Genomic DNA, 12,583 nt, shown 5'->3' on the forward strand with positions numbered 1-12,583 from the left:
CGGGCTCTCTCGTTTCCGCAGCCGGAAAGGGGAATTCGAAATGCAGCGAATTCCCCTTTCTTAATTCCCTTGAATTAAAAGAGTTCTGAACTTGCTTTGGTGGTATTCGCCATTAAGATATAAGTGTAAGAGCAAAGGGAAGCACCCCAAACGGAATTCACGAAAGGCGCGGGGAAATGGCTGACAGCAAGGTCGAGTTCATCAACATCAAGGTCAGCGAGATCGCTCCCAACCCGGAGCAGCCGAGGAAGTTCTTCTCGGAGGAGGCGCAGGACGAGCTGACCAACAGCATCAAGGAGAACGGCCTCCTCCAGCCGATCGTCGTCCGACCGGTCGAGGGCGCCAAGGCCCCTTACATGCTGATCGCGGGCGAGCGGCGCTGGCGGTCCTGCCAGGCGGCCGGCCTGGAGGTCATCCCGGCGAAGGTCGTCGAGGGTGCCACCGAGGAAGAGGCGTACGTCCTCAGCATCGCTGAGAACGTCAACCGGGCGGACATGACCATCATGGAGGAGGCCGGGGCGTACGCCGACCTCAAGGCCGCCGGATGGACCCCGGCGAAGATCGCCAAGCAGTTCGGCAAGACCGAGACCCACATCACCTGGCGGCTGGGCCTGCTCACCCTGCGCCCCGAGGTGGCCGAGATGGTCGACCAGGGGCAGATCAAGAACAACCTCGCCTGGCACATCGCCCAGCTCAACCCGGCGAACCAGATGGTGGCGGCCATGCGGTACGTGCGCGGCGACTTCGACAGTGAGGCCGAGGCGCAGCACTTCGCCAACGGCCTCAAGATGATGGAGCAGCAGACCTCCCTCACCAACGAGAAGGCGCCGACCGCCGAGGAGCAGGAGAAGCAGAAGAAGGCCAAGGCCAAGGCGAAGGACGGGCTCGGCAAGGCGGAGGAGGTCCTGATCCCGCTGCTGGAAGAGCTGGCGGAGAAGAAGCCGGAGGACCTGGCCGTCATCCTCGGTGACGACCTCGCCCGTCACCTGCGGGTCGTCGGCCGCCTGTACGCCAAGGTGCAGATGGTGCGGAACCTGCTGAGCAAGGCGCAGGGAATCCAGCGGGCCATGGCCGAGGAGTTCAACAAGGCCGCCGTGGAGGTCCAGCAGGAGGCGGCGGCTGCGAAGAAGACCGAGGCAGCGGCCAAGCCCGAGGTGAAGGCGGCGGACGAGCCGCAGTCCACGGCGAGGAAGGCGGCGGCCAAGCCCGGCCCGAAGCCCGCGGCACGCACGGCCACGGGCGCGAAGGCCCCGGCGCGCCGGACGCCCGCCAAGAAGCCGGAAGCGGCAGCGAAGTAGAACGGAGGGGCGCGGCGGCGGTCGCGCCCCTCCTCTCCTGCGGGTTTGGGTGAGTGGGCGCGGCCGGAATTCCGGCCGCGCTCTTTCCGCTTGAATTCCTCTCCGAGTTCCAACCCGTTTCGGCCCGGGCCGGGCGCGCAGGGGGAATCTCCCTACGCGCCCGGTGCCGCTCAGGCCCCCGAAGGCCCGAGCGGGCGGCATCATCGGTCACCGGGGCCGCCGGCGACGCCGACGCCCCCGGCATCTGAGCACCATGAAAGGAATGGCCACGTGCTCACCCTGTTCACCAACCGGTTCCAGGCGTTCCAGCCCCCGCAAGGGGTGCCGGTACGCATCACCCTGGGCGCTCCCCGGTTCAAACTCCCCTACTCCCTCACCCACTCGGTGCGGGAGCTTGCGCCGCGTCGGGACTACCTCTCCCGGCCTGAGCCTGAGTTCACGACGGCGTACCGGGCCGACCTCGACCAGCTCGGGCCCGAGCGGATCGCCGCGCGGCTGCGGCAGATCACGCAGGCCGAGGGCGATCACCGCCTGGTGCTGCTCTGCTTCGAGGACCTGGCCAAGCCGGGCCTGTGGTGCCACCGCCGCGTGTTCGCCGCCTGGTGGAAGGACGTCACGGGGGACGACGTGCGCGAGTTGTCCCCGATGGACCAGCAGGGCACCTTGATCTGAGCGTCGGAACCGCGCTCTAAAGATAGGTGACATGATTCCAAGGAGCTGCCTGCTCCTTGTGTAAGGTTCCAGCGCAGCGCCCGGCCCCGGCACCCCGCTGAGGCCGGGCGCTGTTGTTCGTCGGGAGGCGAGAGATGTTCCAGGGCACCATCCCGGGCCCCATGCGCTCCATCGTGCGTGAGACCGCCAGCCAGTGGCCCAGCGGCCCCGTGTATGTCCCGTGCTGCGGCAACTTCACTATCGAGCGCAGCGTGGCCGGCATGGGCTTCGCCCTCCACTCCTCCGACGTGTCCATCTACACCAGCGCGGTCGGCCGGTGGCTCACCCGGCAGCCGGTCGGCATCCAGCTCCGCGAGGAGAGCCGAGACGTACTCGGCTGGCTCGCGGACTCCTTGGACGACGGTGTCGGCACCGTCGCCACGCTCATGCTCGGCACTCGGTTCCTCGCCAGCGTCGGCCGCGAAGGGCTGTGGCACGAGCGGGTGGTGCGCTCCTACCGGGAGCAGTGGAAGGCCAAGCACGCCGAGACAGTCGAGCGGCTGTCCGGCTCGGACATCGAACTCGCCTCCTACGAGGTGGAGGACGTGCGCTCCTGGCTCCAGAAGGTTCCCCGGGACGCCCCGGTGTGCTCCTTCCCTCCCTTCTACGGCGGCGGCTACGAGAAGCTGTACGAGCCGCTGGAGGCGCACTTCACCTGGGACGCGTCCGAGTACGAGCCGCTGTCCGACGACGACGTGGTCGGCGTGCTCGGCGCGATCACGGACCGGCCGTACTGGCTGACGGCCTCCAACCACGACGTGCCCGAGCTGCACCCCTACTTGCGCGGCGTGATCAAGGCGACGCCACGCGCTGCTCCCTTCTACGTGTACGCCAGTCAGGCCCGGACGAGGATCGTCGCTCCGCGCCAGCCGATCGAGCCGGTGAAGGTCCCGCGCCTGCGCGAGGGTGACCAACTCGTCGGTCCGCTGAGGCTGTCGTTGCTGAAGCCCGGCCAGTTCAACGCGTTGCGCTCCCGGTACCTCAACCCGAAGATCGCGCCGGGTGCGGCGAACCTGGCCGTCGCGGTGAAGGACGGCGGCGGGCGGCTCCTGGGCGTGTTCGCGATGGCTCCGAGCACGTTCACGCCGGACGAGGCGTACGTGCTCTCGGACTTCGCGGTCGCTCCGACCGACTATCCGCGGCTGTCGAAGCTGATCGTGCTCGCGGCCACCAGCGCCGAGGCGCAGTTGCTGTGCCAGCGGGCGTTCTCGCGGCGGATCCGGCGGGTGGCGACGACGGCGTTCAGCAATAACCCGGTGTCGATGAAGTACCGCGGGCTGCTGCGGCTGCACAAGCGCAGCCCGTCGAACGAGGACGGCTGGAAGTTCCAGCTCCAGTACCAGGGGGCTATGGGCCAGCACACGCTGGCCGAGGCCCTTGAGATGTGGGCGAAGCGGTGGGGCGCCCCGACGACGAAGACGGGAGTCTGACCATGGAGGAGACCACGCGCCTCGCCCCGCCGCAGATGGTGCAGGGCGACCCGCGCTCGCTGACGCTGCTTGACGTCAACGCGCGGTTCCTGCCGCACGAGCAGTTCCGGCAGCTCGTGGCGAACATCGAGCGTGACGGCTGCCTAACCTCGACGCCGCTGGTGTGGAACGACCGCGAGACGGGGCGGCTGGTCGTCCTGTCCGGCAACCACCGCACGCTCGCCGCGATCGAAGCCGGCCTGTCGCAGATCTGGTGGATGCAGATAGACGAGCCGCTGCCCCGCCAGCGGCAGATCGCGCTCCAGCTCTCGCACAACGCCATCGCCGGGCAGGACGATCCGGCGATCCTCAAGGAGCTGTACGACGAGCTGGAGTCGGTGGAATGGCGGCAGTACACGGGCTTGGACGACAAAGCCCTGGATCTGCTGGAGAAGGTGGACGTCGCCTCCCTGGGCGAGGCGAACCTCGACTTCGCCAGCGTGCAGTTCATGTTCCTGCCCGATGAGCTGGAGCGGGCGGAGGCCGCGTTCGACGCGGCCCGGTCGACGGCGACGGCGGACCAGCGGTGGGTGGCCGGGCTGGAGCAGTACGAGCCGGTGCTCGATGCGCTGGAGACCTCCCGAGCCGCGTACAAGATCGGCAACAGCGCGACGGCGCTCGGCGTGATCCTCGCTGTGTTCGAGCGGCACCTGGGCGAGCTGGCCGAGGGCTGGTTCGACTCGGCTACCGGGGAGGCGACCCGGGCGGGGACGGCGCCGCTGGAGACGGTGTTCGGCGTTCGGGACGTGCCGGTGGAGACAGCCGCCGTCGTGCGGGCGGCCATCGACCGGATGGTGCAGGACGGCACCGTGCCGGCCGACGAGCCGTGGCGGGTGCTGGAAGTCCTGGCCGCACAGAGCAACTAGTCGGCCGTCGGCCAGGAGGTGAGCGGTGGCCGAGGGCACCGTGGAGTCCTGGGAGCGGCAGAGCGGGGAGTCGGTCCAGGCGTTCGAGGCGTTCGCCGTGTACCGCGATCTCGGCCCGGCGCGGAGTGTCACGAAAGCGGCACGCGAGTTGGATAAGTCTCGGTCCTTGCTGGGGCGGTGGTCGCGGCAGTTCGCATGGGTGATGCGGGCTGCGGCCTACGACCGAGAGCAGGACCGGCTGTTCCTCGCGGAGCAGGCGCAGGCGCGGCGGGACATCGCCCGCAGGCACGCGAAGTTGGCGCAGGCCGTGCAGAGCAAGGCGGTCGCGCGGCTCCAGACGCTCGACCCGCGGGAGCTATCGCCGTCGGAGCTGCTGCGCTACATCCAGGTTGCGGCGGAGATCGAACGGCGGGCCGTGGGTGAGGCACCAGCGGCCGGGACGGTCGAGGACCGGGACCAGGGCGTGGACGTCGCCTCCTTGTCGGACGAGGAGCGCCGGGCCCGGATGGATCAGCTTCGCCGTGAGCTGGAGCGCCGGTTGTCGGAGGGCGCGCAGTGAGCCGCGGCCGGGCCAAGCGCCGCATGGTCGAGGGGTTCGCGGACCCGTCGGTGATGAGCGACGAGCAGTTGAAGGCTGAGGTCGCGGCACTAGTACGGGCCGACGAGCTGTCGGCGCGCAGGTGGGCGTGCGAGGTCCCGAACTGCGATGGGCTGCCGCACGCGGGGTGGCTGCATCACCATGCCCGTGCTGCGCAGCGTCAGCCGCTGTGGCTGTGGACGGTGTGGATGCTGCTCACCGGCCGTGGGTGGGGGAAGTCGCGGACGGCGGCGGAGGCGGTGAGGGAGTGGGCGCAGACGCCAGGGTTGCAGATCGCGGTGGTGGCGAAGAACGCGACGCTGGTGCGCGATGTCTGCTTCGAGTCCCCGAAGTCGGGGCTGCTGTCGGTGTTCCCGCCGGAGGAGATAGCGAAGTACAACTCGTCGCTCGGTGAGACGACGCTCCGGCTGACGAACGGCACGCTGATCCGGGGGTTCGGTGCGGAGACGCCGGACAACCTGCGTGGCTGGGCATTCGACAAGGCGTGGCTGGACGAGTACGCGGCCTGGTCGCGGCACACCGCGCAGGAGGTCTACGACATGCTGTGGTTCTGCCTGCGTGAGGCGGACACGCCGCAGGTCGTCATCTCCACGACGCCCAAGCCGCTCCCACACGTGAAGCGGCTCGTTGAGCGCGGCCGGGAGCAGGAGAAGGCGCATCAGGAGGGAGGGGCGCCGCCGAGGGTGGTGCTGACCCGCGGGCACATGCGGGAGAACGACGCGAACCTGTCGGCGGCGGCCCGCGAGGAGCTGGAGGAGGAGTACGCCGGCACCCGGCTGGGCCGTCAGGAGCTGTCCGGCGAGCTACTCGAGGACGTGGAAGGCGCGCTCTGGAAGGGCTGGATGCTGGAGGTCGAGGGCTTCCGGCCCCGGCCCGAGCATCTACCGGACCTCCAACGAGTGGTGGTGTCCGTGGACCCGGCGACCAAGAGCCACGAGAACGCGGACATGACGGCGTTCACGGTGGCGGGGCGCGGGTTCCCGGTGGAGACGATGTTCGGGGACGACCGGCCCCGCGGGTATCTGCTGCACTGTGAGCAGGACCGGTACACGCCGACGCAGGCGATGAAGCGGGCCGCCACGCTGTACCACGAGCACCGGGCGGACTGCGTGGTCATCGAGGCGAACAACGGCGGCGACTACCTGCCCGCTCTCCTGGAGCAGGTGGACCCGACAGTGAACTGGCGCATCGTTCATGCCACCAGAGGGAAGCGGGCGCGGGCGGCCCCGGCCGCCCAGCTGTACGAGCAGGCTCGGGTGTCTCATGTTGGCCCGGCTCGGCGGTTCGCGGAGCTGGAGGAGCAGATGACCACGTTCGTCGGTCAGGGGGAGACGGAGGACTCGCCGGACCTGCTGGACTCGGCGGTGTGGGCGCTGTGGGATCTGTTCCTTGATCCGACGATGCCACCACCACGTGGAGGGGATGACCAGCGGCTGAGCGGTCGGCGCTGATGGACGAGGTGATCGCGTTTGAACCGTTAGGGATCTTCTTTCAGGGCAAACGGGTGCAAGGAGCAGCGCCATGCTGCGGACGACCGAGACCGGGGTGAGTGTGATGTACCGCGCAGGGATCGACGTCGCTACTGCCCCGGCTGCCATGACCTTGTCCATCACGGAGGCGCAGCCAGCGGCTGTCGCGGAAGCCCGTGGCATGGCCCGTGCATTCCTGGAGGCTCTGGAGCCGACCGTCGCCCCGGAGGCCACCGACACAGTCGTGCTGGTCGTTTCCGAACTGGTCACCAATGCTCTGCGGCATGCGGGAGGCGTCTGTTCGCTGCGTCTCGCTGCCCGACGGGACGCCATCGAGGTTGCCGTGGCCGACCCCAGCCCGGCCCGACCGCGGATGCGTACACCGGACTTGAACGGGGGAACCGGTGGTTTCGGCTGGCCGATGGTTCACCGGCTGGCTCGCAGCGTCACGGTCACCGGCACGGGAGACGGCGGCAAGACCGTGAGGGCCTTGCTGTCCCGGTAGCCGACCCCGCGGGGAGGGGCTGCTGAGGCATGGCCATGGGTGCTTGGGCGTCACGTGGGGGGCTGGTGGGCGGGGGCTAGGGTTGCTGAAGGCGCGGGGCCGACCTCCTTGGAGTGGATGTGGGCCTGCGCCAATTGGTGATCGACGCGTGGTCTTGGCTGAACTACAAGCCGGTGATGGCCGAAGCTGGCCGTCCGGGCAGTCGCGCGTTCCCCGAGCTGGCCAAGACGTGGGTGCCGCCGCATGAGTTGCGGCGGCTGGCTGCGTACAAGGTGCTGGCGTCGTACGACAACAACCAGGCCGGGCAGCTCGCGGCGGCCGGTGGCGATGCGAGCGCGCTGGAGCGGCGGGAGCTGGGCGACGCGGCGAACCTCGTGGACACTGCGCTCGGCTACCTCCTCGGTTCGGAGCAGAAGGTCACGGTCGAGGGCGCGGAGCACGCCGATGCGGAGACGCCGACGCCCGGTGCGGCGGAGGCCGCTGCGGTCCAGGACCGGTTGCGGAAGTGGGCGGACAAGGAGCTGCTGACCTTTCGGGTCCAGCAGGCGGAGCGGGCGGCGGTGCTGCTCGGGGACAGCGTGATGGTGCTGGCGTGGAATCCGGAGAAGCAGCGGCCGACGTTGCGGGTCTACGATCCGGGGTTCTTCTTCCCTCAGTGGGGCGATGAGGACGAGGACTTTCCCAGGCGGGTGCATCTGGCGTGGGAGCTGCCGGCGGACGACGACGCCGGTTTGAAGGCCCGGGTGCGGCGTGTGACGTACGAGCTAGGTCCGATCTCCGAGAACGGCGAGGACGGTGCTGCGGCTGGTGGGCGGCAGTACCCGTGGGAGCCGGGTCGGATGTCCAACGTGACGTGCTACCTCACGGACGCGGAGTGGCTGCTGGAGGATCTGAAGAACGGTGAGACGCTGGACCGGCTGCCGATGGACAAGGCGAGCTTCCGGGTGCGGCCGGACGGCACGGAGCTGAACCGGCTGGATCTGATGATCGACTTCGTGCCGGTGATCCACATCGCGAACACGATCCCCGACGGCGGAGAGCACTGGGGACGCTCGATTCTGGCCCGGGTTCTGCAGGCGCTCGACGAGCTCGCGGCCACGGACTCGGACAGCTCAGCGGCCTCCGCGACAACCGGCACGCCGATCATCGGGCTCGCGGGTGCGCGGCTGCCGGTGGACCGGGCGACGGGCAAGCCGCAGGAGCTCCAGGTGAAGGCCGGTGCGGTGTGGCAGCTCGGCGAAACCGGGCGGATGGACGCCCTCGACACCTCACCGCAGCTGGCCGAACTGCGGGCGCGGGTGGATCACCTACTGGAGCGGATCGCGGCGAACAGCCGCGTGACGGCGGCCGGGCTCGGGACGCTGGAGGCCACAGAGGTGCCGTCGGGGTACGCGTTGAAGCTGGCGCTGGGGCCGCTGGATGCGTTGATCGGAATGATGCGGTTGGCGAGGGAGCACAAGTACCGGCTGCTGTTCAAGATGGTGCAGCGGCTGTACCAGGCCGGGCGTGCGGAGGGCTGGACCGCTGGGGAGACGCTGCCGGCGCGGCTGGCGTGGGCGCCGCACACCCCGACGGACCGGGGCGCAGTGCTGGAGGAGGTCGCCAAGGCGTACGGGGCGGGGGTGCTGTCGCTGGAGACGGCGGTGGCGATGCTGCTGGAGGCCGGGTACCCGATCCAGGACGCCTCGCAGGAGGTGGAGCGGATCAGGGCGAAGGCGGAGCAGGAGGCCGCGGTGCGGATGGCGGAGGCCGCTGCTCGGCGCGGGCGTGAAGAGGACGACGAGGACCAGAAGGAGGACGACGGGTCGGGGTCGGCCAGGGTGAGGAAGCCGGTGGGGAAGGTGAGCGAGCGGGAGCCCGTGGAGGCGGGCCGGTGACGCGGCCTCGGGGTGCGTGAAGCGGGGGTCAGCGCCAGATGCCGCGGGCGCGCATCAGATCGATCTGGGGTTCGGTGACGTGCTCGCGGTATTCGGCGTGGTTGTACGGCGGGCGGTCGGCGTAGAGGTTGGCCGGGTAGAGGGGCTGTTCGTAGAGGGTGGCGAACAGCTCGGTGCGCAGGTCCTTGGCCCAGTTGGTCCACGCGGCGGTGGTGCGCTGACGGCGGAGGGCGGGCAGGTCGATGGTGGCGGTGACGAAGGTAGCGACGCCGCCGTGGTCGAGGTGGCCGATGGTGCGGCCGGTGTAGTCGGTGATGGTGGAGTGGCCGCCGAAGAAGTCGACGCGCTGCACGTCGGCTCCGGTGTAGGAGGCGGGGTTGGGAGCGAGGACGTACATGGTGTTATCGAGGGCGCGGGCGCGGTTTTGGATGTCGTAGGCGTCGGAGGCGACGCCGGGCAGCGGGTAGCTGGTGCGGTAGGCGATCTCGCATCCGCCGAGGGCGAGGCCGCGGGCGTTCTCCGGGTAGGACGCCTCGTTGGCCATCATGACGCCGAGACGGCCGATGGCGGTGTCGGCAACGGGCCAGTACGCCTCGGGGCTGCGGCCGTAGAGACGGGTCCACTGGTCGAGCACATCGTGTGGGCTGAGGCTGTGCTCCATGGGTGGCAGCGGGGCGAGCTTGTAGTGCCGCAGGACGATCTCGCCGTCGGGGTCGATGACAAAGCCGACGTTGAAGTACCGGTCGGGGAAGGCCGGGTGGAGGGCCTTGGCCTGGCCCATGATGTGGATGTTGAACTCGCGGGCCCAGCGGCCGAGTTCTTGCGTTTCCGCGCCGGGAAGGCTGATCGCGCAGGTGCGGGCGTAGGTGGCGTGGTCCAGGTCGTGGATCTCGTCGGTGAAGCCCTGGAGCGCGCCTTCGGGCAGGACGGCCAGGCGGACGGGGTGGTCGAGGCCGCCGAGGGAGACGGCGGTGCGGGTGAGGGCGTAGAGGTGGTCGAGGTTGACGGCGATGTCGTCGCGCTGCTGGATCCCGGTGATCTCCGGGATGAGCCCGACAGCGGTGTAGGGGTCGAGTGTCATGGGTGGTGCCTCCTTGTTCGAGGCCATCCTGTGGGGGCGGTCGGACAAGGGTTCGTGGACGTGTCGGTGCAGGTGGCTACACTGATCGGCAGCGCGGGGGCGCGCTCTGGAGGAGATGTATGGTCCGGCCCCTGCCGCCTCGCCGTCCTGTCGGCCACCGCCGTGACGGGCGGCCGATCTACCCGATTCTCGGTGCCTCGTCGGAGGACGAGACGAACGACCAGCTCGAAGACGCCCCGGACGGCGGCCAGGAGCAGCAGGTCACGGTCACCCAGGACCGGTTGGGCAAGATGCTCACCCGGGAGAAGGCGCAGGGTGAACGAGCAGCCATCAAGCGTCTGTTGTCCACGCTTGGATTCGACTCTCCCAAGGCGCTGAGCGAGTTCGTGTCGGCGCAGCGGGAGGCCGAGCAGGCCGCGTTGTCGGAGGTAGAGCGCCGAGAGCAGGCAGTCCAGGAGCGGGAGTTGCAGGCCGCACGCCGGGAGGAGTTGGCCGCCGAGCGGGAGCGGGCGGCGCTTCGCCGGGCCGCGCTCGTGGCGCTCGGCGCGGAGGGCGATGACCTGGTGGACGCGGAGCGTCTGCTTGCCGTGGACGACGAGGACGCGGACGAGGCGCAGATCCAGTCGGCGGCCGAGGCGCTGCGGGCACGACGGCCTGAGCTGTTCGGTGAGGTCCGCACCCCGGTGCCGGCCGCCCCCGCGGGCGCACCGGCAGGGCGCGGGCCGACCCGTACGGCGTCGGTGTCCAAGCCCGGTTCGGCCGGGTTGGAGATGGCCAAGCGCCGTGGCCTGATCCCGGAGTTCAGCGACTCCGCAGCCCGATAGTCCGGGCCTCAGACCTTGGGGGACCACGCCCCCTGAACTTCGTGGACGGCATCGCCTCCGTGGGCGGTGTGCGGAATCTGACCGCAGCGTCCATGGAGACACGCACATGACCATCCAGCCCGTCTCGACGTCCGAGTACACCACCGCCAACCGCGAGTGGCTGGCGTCCCTGCACGGCACCGACTCCGTCGACACGATCACCCTCGACCTGACCCTGTTCTGCGAGGGCACGCACTACGTGTGCGGCGACGGCTGCGACCCGTACGGCCGGGTGCTGTCCGGCGTGCCGGTCGGCAGGGTCGCGGAGTCCGGCCTGTACGGCCCGTACGACCCGGAGGCGCACTGCGGCCGCCAGATCCTGCGCGGCTTCGTGATCGCCGAGGCCCCGTTCGCGCCGGGCCAGACCCGTGTTCCGGCCGCGCTGCTGTGGCACGGCGCGGTGAAGGCGTCGAAGGTGCCGGGCGGCATCGACGTGTCCCAGCTCGTGTGGCACCCGCGTGCCGCGCAGATCCGCTTCGTGTGAGTGGGGGCTGAGCTGTGACGATTCAGGACCTGCTCAAGGACGTCTCGGTCATGGACCTGACGGCGTTCGCCAGGGCGATCCCGTCGCCGAAGGACTTCCTCCTCACCCAGACCATTTTCCCGACCGTGGAGATGCGGGAAGTGAAGTGGCGTACGAAGGACTCCGGCCGGTACGTCAACGTCGCCAAGTACCGTGCGTTCAACGCCTCGGTGCCGTTCGCGACCCGCGAGGCGTGGCAGACCTCCCGCGAGGGCGCTCTGCCCGCGCTGGGGCAGAAGCTCGTCGTCTCCGAGCAGGAACAGATCCTGCTGGAGGCGTCGCACGGCTCGGACCAGGACCGGCTGATCGAGCTGCTGTACGACGACGTGGAACGGCACGTCGAGGCCATCCGCTCCCGGCTGGAGCTGGCAGCCGGCGACGTGCTCGCGGACGGCCGCTTCACGCTGGAACAGGAGAACGGCCTGACGCTGGAGGTGGACTGGAACGTCCCCGCCGAGAACATGCCGGTCGCCCGGATACCGTGGTCGGACCCGGCCTCCGACCCGATCGCGGACGAGCTGCGGTGGATCCAGCACCTGGACGACATCGGCGCGCCGGAGCCGGAGCTGGTGATCACCTCCCGGAAGGCGTTCAGCTACTTGGCGGCGAACAACGCCTACAGGGCCGCCTACTACGGGTCGGTGTCCCCGTCGACCACGCCGTCGGCGACGCTCACTCCGCAGCAGATCAACGTGGTGCGCGGCAACTACAGCCTGCCGCCAATTCAGTTCTACAAGGCCCAGGTGCGGGTGGACGGCAAGCCCCGCAAGGTGCTGCCCGAGAACCTGTGGATTCTCGTGCCGCCGGAGCGAGAGAAGTGGGCGCAGACCATGTACGGGGTGACCGCGGAGGCCCTGGTGCTGTCGCGCGGATCGAACCCGGAGATCATCCGGGAGGACGCCCCCGGCCTGATCATCACCCGAGGCGTCCAGGATGACCCCGTGCAGATCTGGACCAAGGGCGCCGCGGTCGGCATGCCTGTCATGCACACCCCGGACGCGCACATCGTGGCGAAGGTCCTGTGATGGCGGGCCGCGGGCGGCTGAAGGCCGCGGTCTACGTACAGGACCCGACCACGCGGGAGGAGCTGATCCTGCTGCCGGGCGAGAGCCCGGCCCCGGAGGTGGCCGAGCTGATCACCAACCCGGACGCGTGGGAGGAACCGCCGGAGGATCGCGACGAGCCGAACGAGGCTGTTGCGGTGGATGGGGTGGAGCCGTCGGAGAGCAGGGACGACGGCCAGGAGGAGACGGCCAGCGCGGGCGGGGCGAAGAAGACTGCGTCGCGACGGGGACGCTCGTCCTCTGCGTAATACGCTCACAC

At 69.5% G+C, this 12,583-nt stretch carries 13 protein-coding genes; 12 read left to right on the forward strand and 1 reads right to left on the reverse strand.

The features are described from left to right. Positions 1-176 precede the first annotated feature (176 nt). The 8 genes from BKD26_RS02575 to BKD26_RS41925 all read left to right on the forward strand — a co-directional run bounded on the left by BKD26_RS02575 (position 177) and on the right by BKD26_RS41925 (position 8,793). Complete coding sequence (locus tag BKD26_RS02575; RefSeq protein WP_084895206.1) at positions 177-1,298, forward strand: ParB/RepB/Spo0J family partition protein; 1,122 nt, start codon at positions 177-179, stop codon at positions 1,296-1,298. A 270-nt stretch (positions 1,299-1,568) separates the two neighbouring features. Further along, positions 1,569-1,970 (forward strand): DUF488 family protein, encoded by a 402-nt coding sequence (locus BKD26_RS02580; RefSeq protein ID WP_084895208.1) that lies wholly within the window; start codon positions 1,569-1,571, stop codon positions 1,968-1,970. Positions 1,971-2,131: 161 nt separating this feature from the next. Further along, positions 2,132-3,439, forward strand: a complete 1,308-nt coding sequence (locus tag BKD26_RS02585; protein ID WP_143662597.1) for a hypothetical protein — start codon at positions 2,132-2,134, stop codon at positions 3,437-3,439. 2 nt (positions 3,440-3,441) lie between these two features. Then, positions 3,442-4,344, forward strand: coding sequence for a ParB N-terminal domain-containing protein (locus BKD26_RS02590; RefSeq protein ID WP_084895212.1), 903 nt, complete (start codon positions 3,442-3,444; stop codon positions 4,342-4,344). A gap of 25 nt (positions 4,345-4,369) precedes the next feature. Beyond that, on the forward strand, positions 4,370-4,903 hold the full coding sequence (locus BKD26_RS02595) for a hypothetical protein (RefSeq protein WP_084895214.1): 534 nt from the start codon (positions 4,370-4,372) through the stop codon (positions 4,901-4,903). Beyond that, entirely contained in the window at positions 4,900-6,393 is a 1,494-nt protein-coding gene (locus BKD26_RS02600) for a terminase family protein (protein WP_084895216.1), read from the forward strand. Before BKD26_RS02595 ends, BKD26_RS02600 begins: the two co-directional genes overlap by 4 nt. A 145-nt stretch (positions 6,394-6,538) precedes the next feature. Then, positions 6,539-6,916, forward strand: coding sequence for an ATP-binding protein (locus tag BKD26_RS02605; protein WP_107417737.1), 378 nt, complete (start codon positions 6,539-6,541; stop codon positions 6,914-6,916). Positions 6,917-7,092: 176 nt separating this feature from the next. Further along, complete coding sequence (locus BKD26_RS41925) at positions 7,093-8,793, forward strand: hypothetical protein (RefSeq protein WP_143662598.1); 1,701 nt, start codon at positions 7,093-7,095, stop codon at positions 8,791-8,793. Between the two features lie 28 nt (positions 8,794-8,821). Here BKD26_RS41925 and BKD26_RS02615 read toward each other — a convergent pair whose 3' ends face one another. Further along, positions 8,822-9,874 carry a nitrilase-related carbon-nitrogen hydrolase gene (locus BKD26_RS02615; protein WP_084895220.1) on the reverse strand — a complete coding sequence of 351 codons (1,053 nt, stop codon included), beginning with the start codon at positions 9,872-9,874 and terminating at the stop codon, positions 8,822-8,824. 119 nt (positions 9,875-9,993) lie between these two features. Between BKD26_RS02615 and BKD26_RS02620 the strand changes: the two genes are divergently transcribed. The 4 genes from BKD26_RS02620 (at position 9,994) to BKD26_RS02635 (ending at position 12,572) form a co-directional block, all read left to right on the forward strand. Next, positions 9,994-10,698, forward strand: a complete 705-nt coding sequence (locus tag BKD26_RS02620; protein ID WP_084895221.1) for a hypothetical protein — start codon at positions 9,994-9,996, stop codon at positions 10,696-10,698. 106 nt (positions 10,699-10,804) lie between these two features. Then, entirely contained in the window at positions 10,805-11,221 is a 417-nt protein-coding gene (locus BKD26_RS02625) for a K structural protein (RefSeq protein WP_084895223.1), read from the forward strand. 14 nt (positions 11,222-11,235) lie between these two features. Next, entirely contained in the window at positions 11,236-12,285 is a 1,050-nt protein-coding gene (locus tag BKD26_RS02630; protein ID WP_084895225.1) for a major capsid protein, read from the forward strand. Beyond that, the gene (locus tag BKD26_RS02635; protein WP_084895227.1) at positions 12,285-12,572 is read left to right on the forward strand and encodes a hypothetical protein; all 288 of its coding nucleotides are present in this window, start codon (positions 12,285-12,287) and stop codon (positions 12,570-12,572) included. The genes BKD26_RS02630 and BKD26_RS02635 overlap by 1 nt, the downstream gene beginning before the upstream one ends. The last annotated feature ends 11 nt before the right edge of the window (positions 12,573-12,583 follow it).

The organism is Streptomyces sp. CB03238, from assembly GCF_002099185.1.
Taxonomy (GTDB): Bacteria; Actinomycetota; Actinomycetes; order Streptomycetales; family Streptomycetaceae; genus Streptomyces.